The sequence below is a fragment of the Bradyrhizobium sp. 930_D9_N1_4 genome, assembly GCF_052076015.1.
GTDB lineage: Bacteria > Pseudomonadota > Alphaproteobacteria > Rhizobiales > Xanthobacteraceae > Bradyrhizobium.
In genome coordinates, this window is record NZ_CP197236.1 from 4,204,916 (window position 1) to 4,221,883 (window position 16,968).

Below are 16,968 nucleotides of genomic sequence, written 5' to 3' on the forward strand. Positions count from 1 at the left end.
GATGCAGGTGACCTCGCTCTCTCCTGGAGCCGCGGACGCGCTTCTGTTCGATCTCGGGCGCGTCGTACTCGACATCGATTTCTCCAAGGCGATCGCCTGCTGGGCGGGACATGCCGGCTGCAAGCCCGAAGCCATCGTCGCGCGCTATGTGCGTGACAACGAGGCCTACCGGCTGCACGAGGTCGGCAAGCTCAGCGATGCGGATTATTTCGCGTCGCTGCGCTCATCGCTCGGGATCGGTATCTCCGACGCGCAGTTCCTCGAGGGCTGGAACGCGATCTTCACGGGCGAGATGCCCGACATCGCCGAGCTGCTGCCGCGCGCGGCGAGGCAGATGCCGCTCTACGCCTTCTCCAACACCAACCGGCCGCATGTGGACTATTTCTCGAAGGAATATGCCGGCCTGCTCGGTCATTTCCGCGAGCTGTACCTATCGTCCAGCATTGGCCTGCGCAAACCGAATGCGGAAGCATTCGACCATGTCGTGGCCGCCATCGGCGTCCCGGCGAACCGTATCGTATTCTTCGATGACCTCGCCGAGAACGTCGAGGGAGCGCGGTCGCGCGGCCTGACCGCGGTGCATGTGACCTCGCCCGGTGATGTCGGGAACGCCCTGAGGGCGCTGGGCATCTGACAAAGCCCGTAGCGGCCCTCCCGGAACGAATTGGCCGGGAGGCTAGGAACCAAAGCCCTTTGTGCACTTTTGTACAAAGTTCCCGGAACGAATGCCCTTCTCAGGACTCATGAATCCGTTGGGAATTACATATCGGGTCTATCGTCGTGTTGGGCAAAACCTACCTCACCAAGCAGGCCTCTCTGCTGATGAAATTCGCCAGAACCACCTCGGATTCTGAGCTTTCCGCCAAGCTGATCAGCAAGGCCGCCGACCTGAAATCCCAGGCCGATCCTATGCCTGACAAGGATCAAGGCCCTGCGGCGCCGGACGTCAGTCCGTACAAATAGCCGGAGACCTTAACCGATGCTGGCCGTGGCTCTCGTCTTTCTCGTCCTCGCCATGGCTATCCTCGTGCCGGTCTACGTCGCCTTCCGGATCATGCCGCCGCGGACGTGATGCTCCCTCAGGCATCCGATTGCCCACGTTCCCGTGCGGGATGCTGGATCGTGAGAATGACGACTTCGCCACCCTCTTCATCCAGTTTGTAATACACCAGATAGGGGTACCGCCGCGTCACCAGCTTGCGTACGCCCTCGACCTTCTGCGGTCGCCCGAGACCTGGAAAGCGAACGAGATTCTGCAGCGATTCAAGAATTGCAGCGCGCACTCGCAATGCGCCTTGCGGGCTGTGCGCATGGATATAGTCGGCAATGCTGATCAGATCCTGGGTCGCGCGCGGTGTGAACCGGAGCTTCATCGCTCAAAGCGACGGAACGCGATTTCGACCTCGGCATCAGACGCAAACTGCCCAAGGTTGGCTTGTGCAAGCCCCTCAAGAACCGCCGGAAGATGCCCGGGATCGATATCCTCGGGCTCGCCCGCGTTGCCGGTCAAAGCCAGCATCGCGCGCGCAACCTCGTCCTGGCTATCCGCAGGGAGCTGCCGCACGGCCTGGAGCGCCTTTTCGAGCAGTTTCGTCATGGACAGGAAGATAAGCCGAGCCGGCGCCGAAAGGAAGTGTGGCTTCCCACTCCATTGAGAAGCCCGTTTTGCTTCAGCCCCTCCGCTCGGCTAGAACCTTGCCAACCGAATCCTTCGATTTGTTGCGGGAGTTCACCGTGGCCCTGATGCCGGTTTCCGACGCGCTCGCCGCGGTGCTTGCCGGCGTGCAGCCGCTGCCGGAAGAGACGGTCGCTCTCGACCAGGCCTTTCACCGCGTGCTCGCACGCGACGTTGCTGCACGACGCACGCAGCCGCCGCAGGCGATGTCGGCGATGGACGGCTATGCGGTGCGCACCGTCGACGCGGCGAAAGTCGATGCCACGCTCACCGTGATCGGCGAGGTCGCGGCAGGCCGGCCGTTCGCGGGATCGGTCGGCGCCGGCGAAGCCGTGCGGATCTTCACCGGCGGCGTCGTCCCCGATGGCGCTGATGCGGTCGTGATCCAGGAGGACACGGTCGCCGACGGCAAGCGCATCACGATCAAGGAAGCGGCGCTGACGGGGCGGCACATCCGCCCAGCCGGCGTCGATTTTCGCGAGGGCGATGTGCTCCTGCGCAAGGGAATCCGGTTGACCGAGCGAGACCTCGCCCTCGCTGCCGGCATGAATTACCCGCTGTTGCCCGTCTGCCGCCGTCCGAAGGTCGCGATCCTCGCCACCGGCGATGAATTGGTGATGCCGGGCACCACGCCCGGCCATGGCCAGATCGTCTATTCCAACGGCTACGCACTGCACGCGCTCGCCCGCAGCGAGGGCGCGGACACCGTCGATCTCGGAATTGCCGCCGACACCCTGGAAGCCACCAGCGCGGGCATCCGCCGCGCGCGGGAGAGCGGCGCCGACATCCTGATCACGACCGGCGGCGCCTCGGTCGGCGACCATGATCTGGTGCAGCAGGCGCTCAGGGACGAAGGTATCTCCATGGCGTTCTGGAAGATCGCGATGCGGCCGGGCAAGCCGATGATGAATGGGCAACTCGGTCCGATGCGCGTGATCGGCCTCCCCGGCAATCCCGTATCATCCTACGTTTGCGGCTTCCTGTTCATGGTTCCGCTGATTCGCGCGCTCGCGGGCCGTTCGACGATTCATCATCGCCGCGAACGCGCCGTGCTCGGCGGCGATGTCGGCGCCAATGACCAGCGCGAGGATTACCTGCGCGCGCGCCTCGCGTGGCGCGACGACGGTGCGCTGATCGCCCTTCCGGTCAATCACCAGGATTCTTCGCTGCTTGCGAATCTCGCTGCGGCACAGGCACTTCTCGTGCGCGCACCGTTCGCGCCGAAGGCCGAGCAAGGCTCGCCTTGCGAGGTGTTGCGACTGCCCGTCTGATCGCGTCGTTCGCATGCGTTCCGCGAACTTTGTCGCGTTCACGGTAAATTAAGCAGTTGCGGAACATGTATCGAACATATAGTGTCCGTTCATGATTTGTTTCGAGCATGTAGCGGCTTATCGCTGAATTCAGCGTCTCGGAATCGAACGACATCAACCGGGGGATTTTGGTCGAGATGTTAACGCGCAAACAATACGAGCTCCTGCGGTTCATCAGCGAGCGGCTGAAGGAAAGCGGCGTGCCGCCCTCCTTCGACGAGATGAAGGACGCGCTCGACCTGCGCTCCAAGTCGGGCATCCATCGCCTGATCACCGCACTCGAGGAGCGCGGCTTCATCCGTCGCCTGCCCAACCGTGCCCGCGCCATCGAGGTGATCAAGCTGCCCGAGCTTCAGGCCGCTGCCGGCAACCGCCGCGGCTTCACGCCGAGCGTCATCGAGGGCAATCTCGGCAAGGTGCGCACGACCTCCAGCCCGTCCGCCGACGAGGGCGAGCGCCCCGTCGCGGTGCCCGTGATGGGCCGGATCGCGGCAGGTACGCCGATCGAGGCGTTGCAGACCCGCAGCCACACCATCAGCGTCCCGCCCGACATGCTCGGCTCGGGCGAGCATTACGCGCTCGAAGTGCGCGGCGATTCCATGGTGGAAGCCGGCATCCTCGACGGCGACATGGCGCTGATCCAGCGCAACGAGAGCGCCGATACCGGCGACATCGTGGTGGCGCTGATCGACGACGAGGAAGCGACCCTGAAGCGCTTCCGCCGCCGCGGCGCCTCCATCGCGCTCGAGCCCGCCAACGCGGCCTATGAGGTGCGCATCCTGCCGCCCAACCGGGTCAAGATACAGGGCAAGCTGATCGGGCTGTATCGCAAGTACTGATCTCGAAAGCGCTTGGCCCACCCGCGCTCACGCGATCCACGATCGCGATCAACAATTGGAGCGGACGATTGTCCGCTCCCGCTGGATAGTCTTTCTAGTTTCGCGCAGATTATCCGGCCTCTCCTCCAGCGCTAGATCCTCGGCACGCCCGCGCGAAGCAGCATCGCTTCGCAGGCTTTAAGGTCTCGAGGAGAAATCATGCGCAAGATCATCTTCAGGACAGTCGCGGCGGCGCTGGTCGCAGCATCAGCGTCGCAAGCCGTCGCCACGCCATCGCGGCACCATGTCCGCAAGGAGACGGCGATGCGCACACAGGTTCGCAACGCCCACGATGCCGCCGCGCAGCCATCGCAGCCGGGCTGGCCATATTCGGGCTGGTCGGCACCTGCGGGGCGCTGAGACGCGACTCTCGCATGCGTGTGAGCGGGCCTTGTTCCCAGTGACCTCGATAATGTGATCGCGGCTGCGGCGGCGAGCCGCAGATTTGCCTACAACCGGGCAGACGCTTCGATGCTTCCACTCTGATGGAGGCCTGCGCCTCGAGAGGAGACGCGGGTCGCTATCCCGGAATGAGGAGCACCCCCGATGTGTGACTACAGCCTGCACGCCATCGCATCGCGTCCCGCAGAGGTCGGCGAGACCATCGTCTCGACGAACTTCCGCGGCACCTCGACGCGCGGCTTTGCCTCCGCAGCCGATCCGACGATCGCCGTCTGCCTGCTGCCGGGAACGGAGCTCGCCTTCGCCGACAACGTCCGCTACGACAATCGCTGGATCTGGACACGCACGATCAACTCGCGTGTCGGCAAGTTCGGCAAGATCGATCCGCACATCCCCGACCGCCATCATGACGCAATCGAATTTCCCGACGGCAAATATGTGCTGGTGACGCAGCTCGTCGAGGGCCAGCGCGCGACCGTGCTGCAACTGCCGGTGACCCTGCCGACCGGTGAGCGCGAGCACAAACCGCAGATCATCTCCGACGGCCGGCCAACGACCCCGCGCCTGCCGATCGGCTGAGACAGCATCTCCGGCCGAGAGGTCGGGGTGAGGATTGAAATCGCCATCGCCGGCCGAGGCCGGCGAGATGGTGGCACTTGTGTCCCGCGAAACCCCATGGGGCGGGCCACGCCGACACAGCTCCCGCCGCACGAAGTTTGCGCTGTCCTGCCTGAATTTTGAACGTCCGTTTCGCAAGCAAATAGCCGATGCTGGTCGGGCTTGAGGCGGCGGACACGTTCGATGAAAACCTTCATTCGCGTCGTTGAACTCTGGGTGCCCGACCGGACGCGCATGCGGCTGGAATTCGGTGGCGGCCTCTACGGCGACGAGGGCCTCTCCGCCTTCAAGACCATGAGCGAGACTCTGCGCTTCGGATATGACGAGGGCCTTCCCGGCAAGGCCTGGGCAAGCGGCCACCCCGTGATCCTCACCAAATTCGCCAACTCCTATTTCAAGCGAACCGATCAGGCGCTCGCGGCTGGCCTCACCTGCGGCGTGGCCGTGCCGCTGTTTGCCGGCGAATTCCTGCAGGCCGTCATGGTGCTGTTCTGCGGCGACGACGAGGCCCATGTCGGCGCGATCGAGCTCTGGCACAACGACGCCGAAATCTCCCACGAGATGGGACTCGTCGACGGCTATTACGGCGCGGCGGAGATGTTCGAATTCAACTCCCGCCACACCAAATTTCCGCGCGGCTTCGGCCTGCCCGGCCGCACCTGGAAAGCCGGCCTGCCGCTGATCATCAGGGACCTGCACGACGCCAAGAGCTTTCTGCGCTGGGAGGACGCCGCCAAGATCGGCATCAATCTCGGCGTCGGCGTCCCCTACCGGACCGGCAATGACCACACTTGGGTGCTAACCTTCCTGTCGGCGCAGGCAACCCCGATCGCACGACGCTTCGAGATCTGGGTCCCGAACGAGGCTCGTTCGGCATTGATCTTTCGCGCCGGCGATTGCAGCGCGCAGACCGACCTCGCCGCGCTCTACGAAACGAAATCGATTGCCAAAGGCGAAGGCAGCATCGGCGGGGCCTGGGTCACCGGCATGCCCGCGCTCAACGAGGACCTCGCGCATGACGGCTCGATCGCAGGCTCCGAGGCCCGCGCGGCCGGCTTGAGCCGGATGGTGGCCCTGCCGGTGATCGGGAGCACAGGGCTCGACGCCATGCTGGTCTGGTACCTGTAGCAGGTCCGCTCAATCCTCAGCCTGCAAGTCGGCTTCCGATGGCGTCGCGTCCCTGCTGCGAGGCGCAGCCGTCTTCGGTGTAAGGCTTCCGTCGAAATCCGCTTCGCCTGCGATCGCCGGCGACCACGGACGGTCGGTGCCTCTGGCTTTCACCGCCTGGACCGCAAAGCCGTCGCCGCGCCGTGTCAGCGCGAGCGCGCCTTGGGCAGCGAGACGTGGACGATCGACCACCATCGCCGCGCAATCCGGCGGCGCGGGCCGCGCCGTCACCACCAGCGCGGCACGGCTGCAATCATCCGCCAGGGAATCGATGCGCAAGGCCAGCGCGACCAGGCGGCCGTCGGCGAGCGGCGTCACGCAGCCGGCCTCGTCGCACGACACACCATGGGCCAGCGAGGCGCTGCCGGCGTCGCGCGGATCGGCGTCCGCAGCCAGCCACTCCTTCAGCAGAAAGCTGTCCTTGCCGGCCCTGATCAGATGCAGGCGCCCGTCCTCGCCACGCACCGCCACGCTCTGGCCGTCCCCGGCGATCAGGACGTCGGGCTGCCGCACTGATAGCCCCCAGGCGATCGCAGCCAGCAGCACCAGCGCGCCGGACCATCGCAGCGGGGTGCGCAGCAGGCCCATCACGATGATCCCGAGACTGGCCAGGATCAGCGGCACGATGCCGAAGGCCGGGATGCGGCCGACCGCGCCCGGCAATGAAGCCACCCAGCGCGACACCGCCACCATCCAGTCGATGCCGATCCCCATCAGCCACCAGAACACGCCGTCGAGCCCGAACGGCGCTGCGAGCAGCCCCAGCAGCCCGGCCGGCATCACCAGCGCCGAGACCACCGGCATCGCGCCGAGATTGGCGAGCACGCCGTAGGGCGTGACGCGGTGGAAATGGAAGGCGGCATAGGGCGTGGTCGCAAGCCCCGCGATCAGCGAAGCCAGGAACAGCATCGCGATCTCGCGGCCGCCCCACATCGCAATGCGCGCGGTCGCCGAATGATCGGGCGAGGCAAACAGGTTCGGCATGCCGATCTGCACCAGCGCCACGAGCCCGAGCGTCGCGGCAAACGACATCTGGAAACTCGGATGCACCAGCGATTCCGGCGCGACCGCGAGAACGACAAGCGCCGCCACGGCCAACGTGCGAAATGTGACGGCGCGGCGATCGACCATCACCGCGATCAGCACCACCGCCGTCATGAAGAACGATCTTTGCGTGGCGACCTCCGCGCCCGACAGCAGCAGATAGAAGGCGGCCGCGACCAGCGCGGCGGCCGCCGACCATTTCTTGATGGCGAAGCCGACCGCAAGTCCCGGAATGAGCGCAAGCATCGCGCGCACCGCGAAGAACACGACGCCGGCGACGACGGCCATGTGATAGCCGGAGATCGAGAGCACGTGGCCCAGGCCCGAGATGAACATGGCATCGTTGACGGGCGTGGTGATCGCATCGCGCCGGCCGGTGAGCAGCGCGGTCGCGATCGCGCGATTGTCGCCCTCGAGCGTGGCACGGATGCGCGCGTCGATGGCATCGCGCAGGCCCTGCATGAACGCGGCATAGCGCAGCCGCAGGCCGCCGGTATCCGGCGGCGCCACAGCCGCGATCGCGCCCATCACGAAACCGGAGGCGCCGATGCCTTGAAAAAACATGTCACGCGAAAAATCATAGCTGCCGGGGCGAACCGGCGAGATCGGCGGCATCAGCCGCGCCTTCAATTGCACGAAGCTGCCGACCTCGGGCGCGGTCCCCTTGCGCACCGAGAGCCGCACCCGCTCCAGCTTGACGTCGCTGCGCTGCGCCTCCATCGACGTCACGCGCAGCACGAAACGATCAGTGCGCTCGCGGATATCGCGGCTTTCAACGAAGCCGGACAACGCCACCGAATAGAGCGGTTTCGCCAAAACGGGATGCGCGATGCGAGCCGTTTTCCAGGTCGCCACCGCAAAGCCGGCCGCGACCGCGGCAGTCATGATCGCCGGCGCGAACAGCCGGCTCCGCCGCAGCAGCACCGCGCCGAGCGTGAGCACCACCGCCGTCGCGGCAACGACCCAAAGCACCGGCTCGTGATCGGCGGCAAAATAAAACGCAATGCCGCAACCGAAGGCGACAGGCACCCACGGCAACAGCCGCCCGGCGCCGGCCTCCGCGCCAACCCAGGCTCGCAGTGTCTCGGCCAGCGATGTCCAGAGATCGAAGCCTGCAGGCACAAGACCGCCCGCAGACGCAGTACGGCCCACGGGCCAAGTCCCCGCGATCCCCTGCGACCGTAACGGACGGCCCGGATCCGCCATTCCCTGCACCCGATGATACGCAACGAAAGCCGAAGCTACCGGAACGTGCAGGCGCGAGAATAGCGGTACAGATCAGGAACGGAGCGTTGTGGCCCCTACTTTTCCTCTTCCATCGTCACGGCGACATCCGCCTTGGCCGAGAGCCGGACCTTGTTGCCCTCGACGCCGGCGACGAGGCCCTTGTCGATGAAGTGGTGATGGCCCTTGTGGCTGCCCTCGCCGCTGTCCTTTTTGGTCAGCTTGATGCGGTTGCCTTCGACCTTGTCGACCGTGCCGACATGGACGCCATCGGCGCCGATGACTTCCATATGCTCTGCGATGTTCTGCATGGTGGGATCCTCTGGTTGGATACCACTCAACGCGACGGGGGCCCGTTCGTTGCTTTCGTCATTCCGGGGCGCGCCACTTGGCGCGAGCCCGGAATCCATAACCACGAGCCGGGGTTATGGATTCCGGGCCTGGCCCTACGGGCTATCCCGGAATGACGACGCTGATGGAGTTGCGACTAAATCAACGGCGCCTTCGCCGAGGCGTGGTGATTGACGATCTTCCAGTCACCGTTCTCGCGAATGATGACCCAGCTCATCTTGACGATGAGATCGTCCCGCTCGCCGGCGAGGTCGAACGTGATGGTCGCGCCCATGTTGATCAGATCAGGGCCGGCCTGCGCCGCGGTCACCTCGGAAAAGGCCGCGCTCGGCTTGCGCCAGCGCGGCAGGCCGTTGAAATAGTCGGCGACCCCATCCCTGCCCCGATAGAGCTTCGGATTCGAGCCGAAGAAGAACGCGTTGTTCGCGTACAGCGACGACAGCGCGGCCGCATCGAGCGTTGCAAAGCCGGCGCACCATTTTGTGATGATGGCGGAAACGACGGCGTCGGCTTCGTTGCTCATATGCCCTGCCCCATGTCAGCCCTTCGCGACTTCCTTCGCGAACGTGTCGCGCAGACCGATGGTCCTCGAAAATACCGGCTTGCCCGGCGTCGAGTCCTTGTCGCGCACGAAATAGCCCTGGCGCTCGAACTGCATCGGCTCGGCCGAATTGCTCTCGGCAACGGAGGCTTCGATCCGCGCGTCGGCAAGGATTTCCAGCGACTGCGGATTGAGATCGGCCACGAAGTTCGAGGCGTCCGGGCTGGGATTCGCAAACAGCTGGTTATAGACGCGTATCTCCGCGGGAACGGAGGTCGCCGCCGGCAGCCAGTGCATGGTCGCCTTGACCTTGCGGCCGTCGGGCGCGTTGCCGCCCTTGGTCGCGGGATCGTAGGTGCAGCGCAGCTCCACCACCTCGCCCGCGTCGTTCTTGATCACGCCGGTGCACTTGACGAAATAGGCGTAGCGCAGCCGCACCTCGTTGCCCGGCGACAGGCGGAAGAACTTCTTGGGCGGGTTCTCCATGAAGTCGTCCTGCTCGATATAGATCTCACGGCCGAAATTGATCTTGCGCGTGCCGGCAGAGGGATCGTCGGGATGGTTGATCGCCTCGAGCTCCTCGCTCTCGCCTTCCGGATAATTCTCGATCACGACCTTGAGCGGCCGCAACACGCCCATGCGCCGCTGCGACGTGCGGTTCAGCTCCTCGCGGATGCAGAACTCGAGCATGCCGACATCGACCACGCTGTTGGCCTTGGCGACGCCGATGCGCTTGATGAATTCGCGCAAGGCTGCCGGCGGCACGCCGCGGCGGCGCATCCCCGCCATGGTCGGCATGCGCGGATCGTCCCAGCCGGCGACATGGCCGTCGCGGACGAGCTGGGTCAGCACGCGCTTGGACAGCACCGTGTAGGTGATGTTGAGCCGCGCCATTTCGTACTGGTGCGGCTTCGACGGCACCGGGAGCTTTTCGATGAACCAGTCATAGAGCGGCCGATGGTCCTCGAACTCCAGCGTGCAGATCGAATGCGTGATGCCTTCGATCGCGTCCGACTGGCCGTGGGCATAATCGTAGCTCGGATAGATGTGCCACTTGGTCCCGGTGCGCGGATGGTGCGCGTGCAGGATACGATACAGCACGGGATCGCGCAGGTTGATGTTGCCCGAGGACATGTCGATCCTGGCCCGCAGCACACGCGCGCCGTTCGGGAATTCGCCGGCTTTCATGCGGCGGAACAGATCGAGGTTCTCGTCGACGCTGCGGTCGCGGAACGGCGAATTCTTGCCGGGCTCGGTCAGCGTGCCGCGCGCGAGCCGCATTTCCTCCTGGGACTGGTCGTCGACATAGGCGAGCCCGTCGCGGATCAGCTTCTCCGCCCATTCGTACAGGCGGTCAAAATAGTCCGAGGCGTAGAACAGGTTCTTGCCCCAGTCGTAGCCGAGCCAGCGCACGTCGGCCTGGATGGAATCGATATATTCCTGCTCTTCCTTGACCGGGTTGGTGTCGTCGAAGCGCAGATGGCAGCGGCCCGGAAACTCCTGGGCGATGCCAAAATTGAGCGCGATCGACTTGGCGTGGCCGATGTGCAGGTAGCCGTTCGGCTCCGGCGGGAACCGGGTCACGATCTCCTTGTACTTGGCCTGATCGAGGTCGGCCTGGATGATGTCACGAATGAAATCGCGCCCAACCTCAGCAGCCACCGGTTCTGTCATTACGAAAATCCTGTAGGGAAATCAGCGGTCCTTCTGCCAAATTCGGGAGGCTGAGCCAAGGGCTTAAGCAAGGCCTTAAGCGGTCCGCTGCCGGGCTTTAGTTATGCTCCGGTCCTGTTATATAGCACCGCTTCCAATGCATAGGCCCTGCCAAGTATGACCGATTCCGTCGTCACCCGCTTTGCTCCCTCCCCGACCGGCTTCCTCCATATCGGGGGCGCCCGCACGGCGCTGTTCAACTGGCTCTATGCGAAGAAGCACGGCGGCAAGATGCTGCTCCGGATCGAGGACACCGACCGCGAGCGCTCCACCGAGGCCGCGATCGGCGCGATTCTGGACGGGCTGAAATGGCTCGAGCTCGACCATGATGGCGACGTCATCTACCAGTTCAGCCGCGCCGCCCGTCACCGCGCCGTCGCCGAGCAGCTGCTCGCCGACGGCAAGGCCTATCGCTGCTACGCCACCGCCGAGGAGCTCACCGCGATGCGCGAGAAGGCGCGCGCGGAGGGCCGCACCCGCCTCTATGACGGGATGTGGCGCGACCGCGATCCGGCAACTGCCCCCTCCGACGTCAAGCCGACGATCCGCCTGCGCGCGCCGCAGACCGGCGAGACCGTGATCGAGGACCAGGTCCAGGGCCGTGTGGTCTGGCAGAACGAGAACCTCGACGATCTCGTCCTGCTGCGCGGCGATGGCAACCCGACCTACATGCTCGCGGTGGTGGTGGATGACCACGACATGGCCGTGACCCATGTCATCCGCGGCGACGACCATCTGATCAACGCCGCCCGCCAGAAGCAGATCTATGACGCGATGGGCTGGGCGCTGCCGAGCATGTCCCACATCCCCCTCATCCACGGTCCGGACGGATCGAAGTTGTCCAAGCGCCACGGCGCGCTCGGCGTCGATGCCTACCGCGCCATGGGATACCTGCCGGCCGCGCTCCGCAATTACCTCGTCCGGCTCGGCTGGAGCCATGGCGACCAGGAGATCTTCTCGACCGAGGAGATGATCGCCGCCTTCGACCTCGCCAATGTCGGCCGTGGCGCCGCCCGCTTCGATTTTGCCAAGCTGGAAAGCCTCAACGGCCACTACATCCGCAATGCCGACGATCAATCACTCGTGAAGGCGTTCGAGGACGTGCTGGACCACGTCGTCCCCGCGCGCGACGAGCTTAAGGCCAAGTTAAACGACACCACGCGGGCGCAGCTTCTCAAGGCCATGCCGGCGCTGAAGGAGCGCGCCAAGACGCTGATCGAGCTGATCGACGGCGCCGATTTCATCTTCGCCGACCGGCCGCTGGCGCTCGATCCCAAGGCGGCAGCCCTGCTCACACCCGAGACCCGCAACCTGATCGGCCAGCTTCATTCCGCGCTGGAGAAAGTCGAGACGTGGAGCGGCGCCGCGACGGAGGCCGCGCTGCGCGCCTTTGCCGAGGAAAATAGTCTCAAGCTCGGCGCAGTCGCCCAGCCCTTGCGGGTGGCGCTGACCGGACGGACCACGTCGCCTGGTATATTTGAGGTTTTGGACGTGCTGGGACGCCAGGAAAGCCTGGGGCGGCTTAAGGATCAGTCCGGCGGTCCTTGGTAAGGATCAGTCTACGACGTAAGTAGGCCATAAGCAGACCATGGCAGCCATGATCTTGCAGCGCACACAGCAATAATATACCCATCTCCCCGTACATTCTGGAACATCCGGCCTGCCCCCTTTCTGTCTTCGGGGCCTTCCGGGTCCGGCCCGTTTCACCATACATCGGGGACCTCTGATGGACGCAAAACCAAGCAACAAGACCGCCACGCTGACGGTCGGAAACAAGAACTTCGATCTTCCGATTCACAGCGGCAGCGTCGGGCCTGATGTCATCGATATCGGCAAGCTCTACGGCCAGTCCGGCCTGTTCACCTACGACCCCGGCTTCACCTCGACCGCGAGCTGCCAGTCCAAGATCACCTACATCGATGGTGACGCGGGCGTGCTGGAATACCGCGGCTACCCGATCGAGCAGCTGGCCGAAAACGGCGACTTCCTCGAAACCTGCTATCTCCTGCTCTACGGGAACCTGCCGACCGCCGCGCAGAAGAAGGATTTCGACGATCGCGTGATCCATCACACGATGGTGCACGAGCAGATGGCCCGCTTCTTCCAGGGCTTCCGCCGCGACGCGCATCCGATGGCCGTGATGGTGGCCTCCGTGGGCGCGCTCGCCGCGTTCTACCACGACTCCACCGACATCAACGATCCGAAGCAGCGCATGATCGCTTCCATGCGCATGATCGCGAAGATCCCGACCTTGGCCGCGATGGCCTACAAGTACACGGTCGGCCAGCCCTTCGTGTATCCGAAGAACTCGCTCTCCTTCGCGGAGAACTTCCTCAACATGTGCTTCGCCGTGCCGTGCGAGGACTACAAGATCAACCCGGTGCTGGCTGAGGCGCTGGACAAGATCTTCATCCTGCACGCCGACCACGAGCAGAACGCCTCGACCTCGACGGTGCGCATCGCCGGCTCCTCCGGCGCCAACCCGTTCGCCTGCATCGCCGCCGGCATCGCCTGCCTCTGGGGCCCGGCGCATGGCGGCGCCAACGAAGCCGCGCTCGCGATGCTCGCCGAGATCGGCACCGTGGACAAGATCCCCGAGTTCATCGCCAAGGTGAAGGACAAGAACTCCGAAGTCCGCCTGATGGGCTTCGGTCACCGCGTCTACAAGAACTACGATCCGCGCGCCAAGATCATGCAGAAGATGTGTCACGCCGTGCTCAAGGAGACCGGCCATGGCGACGATCCGATGCTGAAGGTGGCGCTCGAGCTCGAGAAGATCGCGCTCAGCGACCCGTACTTCATCGACCGCAAGCTCTACCCGAACGTCGACTTCTATTCGGGCATCACGCTGAAGGCGATGGGCTTCCCGGTCTCGATGTTCACCGTGCTGTTCGCGGTCGCCCGCACCGTCGGCTGGATCAGCCAGTGGAGCGAGATGATCGAGGACCCGCAGCAGAAGATCGGCCGTCCGCGCCAGCTCTACACCGGCGTCACCAGCCGCGACTACGTCGCGATCAAGGATCGCAAGTAAGATCGAGCCTCAGGGCTTTTGAAGAAGCGGCGTCATCTTCGGATGGCGCCGTTTTTTTTGCGGAGATCTTGTAGGGTGGGTTAGTTGTGGAATCTCAGGAGGTCGTCCATCGGTAGGCCGAGGCGGCTGATGGGTGGTTTGGCTTGCAGACTGCCGTGCGGGCGATGCCAGTTGTAGTGATGAAGCCAGATTGGCAGGTTTTTGGCGCGCTGATCTGAGGTGTCGTAGGCCCGAGCATAAGCCCACTCACGGAGCACTGTCTGGATGAAGCGCTCGGCCTTGCCGTTTGTTTGCGGTCTGTAGGGCCTGGTGAAGATGTGCTTGAGGCCGAGCTTGCTGCACGCTCTGGCAAAGGCCTTGGCGCGGTAGCAGGAGCCGTTGTCGGTCATGATGCCGGTGACCTTCATGCCGAGGCTGCGGTAGTAGGTGACGGCCTCCTTGAGGAAGGCGATGGCGCTCTCCTTTTTTTGATCTTGCCGGATCTGGGAGAAGGCCAGGCGCGATGCATCGTCGATGGCAACGTGGACGAACTCGTGGCCGGCGCCACGGCTTTCGCCCATCTGGCGATCGTGTGTGATGCGGTGGCCTGGTCTGACGAACCTGCCGAGCTTCTTGATGTCGATATGGATGAGTTCGCCGGGCTGCTCGCGTTCGTACCTGCGCACCGGTTCGGCGGGCTCCAGATCGCGTATCCGGCTTAATCCCAAGTGACGAAGGATGCGGCTGACAGTGGCCGGCGACACCTTAACCTCGGCTGCGATCTGCTTGCCGGTGTGGCGCTGCCGGCGCAACGTCTCGACGGCGGCGCGCGTGGCTGGCGGGGTTTGGCTTGGCGATGAAAGAGGCCTCGAGGAGCGATCCCGCAACCCTTCGACACCCTCCGCGCGGAACCGCTTGACCCATTTGGCAACGGTCTTCGCTGTCGTGTTGAACTGGTGGGCCGCGTCGGCTGGGCTCAGCCCGCCCTCGACGACGCTGCGCACCATCGCCTCTCGACCTTTGGGCGTCAAAGGCGCATTCTTGTGGACGTTCATCTGGTCTTTCCTTGGAATACTGAAGCTTCGCAACCTCAGCTTCCTCGGTTCAGACCAGATGGACAACCTCCTGAGAGACCAAAGTTAGCCGAAGGCGTAACCCACCAGCTTCGTTCGACAAGCGCGGAAACATGGTGGATTACGCTTCGCTAATCCACCCTACGGATGTGGAGAACCTGATGCTGACCGGAAGCTGCCTCTGCGGGCACGTCGCCTACGAAGTCGATGCCTCTCCGAGCATGATCGTGCACTGCCATTGCCGGACCTGCCGGAAGACGCACGGCTCGGCGTTCTCGACCGTCACCAATGTCCCGCGCGACCGCTTTCTCTGGACCAAAGGCGAAGACCTGCTGCGCGGATTTGAATCCTCACCGGGCAAGACGCGCTATTTCTGCTCACAATGCGGATCGCACATCGTTGCCGCCCGCGGCGGCAAGGACACGGTGCTGTTGCGGATGGGCTGTCTGGATACGCCGATCGCGGAACGGCCCGAGGTGCATATCTGGCGATCGGACGCCGCCGACTGGTACGACCCGAAGGATGAATTAGCCGAATGGCAGGAAGGCACGCGGCCGCCCGTAGCCTAGCCAAGTCATGTAGGGTGGGCAAAGCGAAGCGTCCCCACCATCTCTCCGTGGGCACGCTTCGCTTTGCCCACCCTACGAAACCGGTTTGATCGCGTCCCGTTCTTGCTGCCGCGCACAACAACAAGTCGACGCATCGCGCCGTCGAACGCTTGACAGCCGAAATGCTCCGCGCGCATTCTTACACTAAGTAAGAATGACGACAGGGATGGAAATGCCGGAGCAGCCGCGAAGTCGGCGGCAGACGCGCGCTGCCATTTTGACTCAACTCCTCCAGTCCGGCGGCTCGTTCCGGCCGCCGCTGGCCAAGGCCGTGCGCCTGTCCGAAGCGAGCCTGTCGCGCATCCTGTTTGACCTGAAAGCCGAAGGCCTGATCGAGGAAGTCAGGCGCCCTGCCCCTTATGTCGGCGGCCCGACGGGGCTCGTATCGCTCGACAGTTCGGTCGCGCTCGCGGCCCTCGAGCTGAACAGCCAGGGGCTCAGCGTCGGCGTTGGCGGCCTATCGGGCGAGTTGCAATACACCGAGCGTCTGCCGCTGCCGAAAAAGCCGACCGTCGAGACCGTCGGCCGGGTGTTTCGCGAAGCGGCTACCCTGTTGCGCGACTGGACGCGCCGACGCCGCATCACGCTGGCGCAGATCGGCATCACCATTCCGGGCCTCGGCCGCCTGAGCGAGTTTGGCAACCCGATCATTCCCTGCGACGTCGAACGCATCGGCGACATGTTCGGTGAGCTGTTCGTGGACGTCCCGGTCGTCTTCACCAATTCGGTCATCGCGCACGCCATTTTTCACCGCTGCCGCACGCAAGACTATCCGTTCAGCGGCGCGCATCTGTTCGTCTTTGTCGGCCAGGGCGTTGCGGGCACGTGGATGGACGACCCGGCCGAGGCCGATTCCCTGCAACCGGTCGAACTCGGGCATATGGTGTTCGGCACCGACGGGCCACGCTGCCGCTGCGGTCATCATGGCTGCGTCGAGGCCTACACGTCGCTTCCGGCCATTGCCGAGCTCCTTGGCGTTCCCGAAGCCGAGCTGCTTCGGCTCGGCAACGAATGGGTGAGCACGATCCCGATTCCAGCGCGCGTTCGCCAGGAATTGCGCCGCCGGCTGTTCCGGCTTGGCCTGGCGATCGGCAACACGCTCAATGTGAAACCGTGCAACGGCGTCGCGATCAGCGGCTGGCCGTCGCTTCTCGCCGAAGACGATCGCGCGACCGTAGTCGAGGGGATCGACGCCTGTCTGCTGGGCGGACGGAAACTCGCGCAGCTATCCCTCGCCTTCGTGCCGCCGTCGACCGGCAACGATCCGCAGGCTGCGCTGGCCTTCGCCGGCTTTTGTCTCGCCAGCCGTGGCGGAATGCCCGCGGCATCGACGGAGGCCGCCTGACATGCCCTG

Annotated in this window: 18 protein-coding genes; 11 read left to right on the plus strand and 7 right to left on the minus strand. The window is 64.5% G+C overall.

Annotated elements, in window-relative coordinates; translation table 11 throughout:
* Position 1: 1 nt before the first annotated feature.
* Together AB7532_RS19775 and AB7532_RS19780 are read left to right on the plus strand one after the other, a co-directional pair.
* Positions 2-634 carry an HAD family hydrolase gene (locus tag AB7532_RS19775; RefSeq protein ID WP_441236432.1) on the plus strand — a complete coding sequence of 211 codons (633 nt, stop codon included), beginning with the start codon at positions 2-4 and terminating at the stop codon, positions 632-634.
* A 146-nt stretch (positions 635-780) separates the two neighbouring features.
* On the plus strand, positions 781-963 hold the full coding sequence (locus AB7532_RS19780) for a hypothetical protein (protein WP_441236433.1): 183 nt from the start codon (positions 781-783) through the stop codon (positions 961-963).
* Between the two features lie 116 nt (positions 964-1,079).
* On the opposite strand, the gene AB7532_RS19785 is transcribed toward AB7532_RS19780, so the two are convergent.
* Together AB7532_RS19785 and AB7532_RS19790 are read right to left on the minus strand one after the other, a co-directional pair.
* Positions 1,080-1,373, minus strand: coding sequence for a type II toxin-antitoxin system RelE/ParE family toxin (locus AB7532_RS19785; RefSeq protein WP_441236434.1), 294 nt, complete (start codon positions 1,371-1,373; stop codon positions 1,080-1,082).
* Positions 1,370-1,597 carry a hypothetical protein gene (locus tag AB7532_RS19790; protein WP_441236435.1) on the minus strand — a complete coding sequence of 76 codons (228 nt, stop codon included), beginning with the start codon at positions 1,595-1,597 and terminating at the stop codon, positions 1,370-1,372. Before AB7532_RS19790 ends, AB7532_RS19785 begins: the two co-directional genes overlap by 4 nt.
* Before the next feature lie 137 nt (positions 1,598-1,734).
* On the opposite strand from AB7532_RS19790, the gene AB7532_RS19795 reads away from it, so the two are divergent.
* From AB7532_RS19795 to AB7532_RS19815, 5 genes are all read left to right on the plus strand, one after another.
* A complete protein-coding gene (locus AB7532_RS19795; RefSeq protein WP_441239315.1) occupies positions 1,735-2,946 on the plus strand; it encodes a molybdopterin molybdotransferase MoeA in 1,212 nt (403 codons plus the stop codon).
* Positions 2,947-3,122: 176 nt separating this feature from the next.
* Positions 3,123-3,824: a transcriptional repressor LexA gene (gene lexA / locus AB7532_RS19800; RefSeq protein WP_145665872.1), complete on the plus strand. Its 702-nt coding sequence runs from the start codon at positions 3,123-3,125 to the stop codon at positions 3,822-3,824.
* Between the two features lie 198 nt (positions 3,825-4,022).
* Positions 4,023-4,223, plus strand: a complete 201-nt coding sequence (locus AB7532_RS19805; RefSeq protein WP_441236436.1) for a hypothetical protein — start codon at positions 4,023-4,025, stop codon at positions 4,221-4,223.
* Positions 4,224-4,409: 186 nt separating this feature from the next.
* Positions 4,410-4,844, plus strand: coding sequence for a hypothetical protein (locus AB7532_RS19810; RefSeq protein WP_441236437.1), 435 nt, complete (start codon positions 4,410-4,412; stop codon positions 4,842-4,844).
* Between the two features lie 222 nt (positions 4,845-5,066).
* A complete protein-coding gene (locus tag AB7532_RS19815) occupies positions 5,067-6,011 on the plus strand; it encodes a GAF domain-containing protein (protein ID WP_441236438.1) in 945 nt (314 codons plus the stop codon).
* A gap of 9 nt (positions 6,012-6,020) precedes the next feature.
* Here the strand turns inward: AB7532_RS19815 and AB7532_RS19820 are convergent, their stop codons facing one another.
* The 4 genes from AB7532_RS19820 to AB7532_RS19835 form a co-directional block, all read right to left on the minus strand.
* Positions 6,021-8,300 carry a ComEC/Rec2 family competence protein gene (locus AB7532_RS19820; RefSeq protein ID WP_441236439.1) on the minus strand — a complete coding sequence of 760 codons (2,280 nt, stop codon included), beginning with the start codon at positions 8,298-8,300 and terminating at the stop codon, positions 6,021-6,023.
* Positions 8,301-8,395: 95 nt separating this feature from the next.
* On the minus strand, positions 8,396-8,629 hold the full coding sequence (locus AB7532_RS19825; RefSeq protein ID WP_015685840.1) for a DUF2171 domain-containing protein: 234 nt from the start codon (positions 8,627-8,629) through the stop codon (positions 8,396-8,398).
* Between the two features lie 176 nt (positions 8,630-8,805).
* The gene (locus AB7532_RS19830) at positions 8,806-9,192 is read right to left on the minus strand and encodes a nuclear transport factor 2 family protein (protein ID WP_441236440.1); all 387 of its coding nucleotides are present in this window, start codon (positions 9,190-9,192) and stop codon (positions 8,806-8,808) included.
* A 15-nt stretch (positions 9,193-9,207) separates the two neighbouring features.
* Positions 9,208-10,884, minus strand: coding sequence for a glutamine--tRNA ligase/YqeY domain fusion protein (locus AB7532_RS19835; RefSeq protein WP_441236441.1), 1,677 nt, complete (start codon positions 10,882-10,884; stop codon positions 9,208-9,210).
* A 156-nt stretch (positions 10,885-11,040) separates the two neighbouring features.
* Here AB7532_RS19835 and gltX point away from each other — a divergent pair, with 156 nt between their 5' ends.
* Positions 11,041-12,474 (plus strand): glutamate--tRNA ligase, encoded by a 1,434-nt coding sequence (gltX, locus tag AB7532_RS19840; protein ID WP_441236442.1) that lies wholly within the window; start codon positions 11,041-11,043, stop codon positions 12,472-12,474.
* A gap of 175 nt (positions 12,475-12,649) precedes the next feature.
* On the plus strand, positions 12,650-13,954 hold the full coding sequence (gene gltA, locus AB7532_RS19845) for a citrate synthase (protein WP_441236443.1): 1,305 nt from the start codon (positions 12,650-12,652) through the stop codon (positions 13,952-13,954).
* Between the two features lie 80 nt (positions 13,955-14,034).
* Here the strand turns inward: gltA and AB7532_RS19850 are convergent, their stop codons facing one another.
* Positions 14,035-14,988 carry an IS481 family transposase gene (locus tag AB7532_RS19850; protein WP_441236444.1) on the minus strand — a complete coding sequence of 318 codons (954 nt, stop codon included), beginning with the start codon at positions 14,986-14,988 and terminating at the stop codon, positions 14,035-14,037.
* Between the two features lie 131 nt (positions 14,989-15,119).
* On the opposite strand from AB7532_RS19850, the gene AB7532_RS19855 reads away from it, so the two are divergent.
* Both AB7532_RS19855 and AB7532_RS19860 read left to right on the plus strand, forming a co-directional pair.
* Positions 15,120-15,575: a GFA family protein gene (locus tag AB7532_RS19855; protein ID WP_441236445.1), complete on the plus strand. Its 456-nt coding sequence runs from the start codon at positions 15,120-15,122 to the stop codon at positions 15,573-15,575.
* A gap of 205 nt (positions 15,576-15,780) precedes the next feature.
* Positions 15,781-16,959, plus strand: coding sequence for an ROK family transcriptional regulator (locus tag AB7532_RS19860; RefSeq protein ID WP_441239316.1), 1,179 nt, complete (start codon positions 15,781-15,783; stop codon positions 16,957-16,959).
* Positions 16,960-16,968 lie beyond the last annotated feature (9 nt).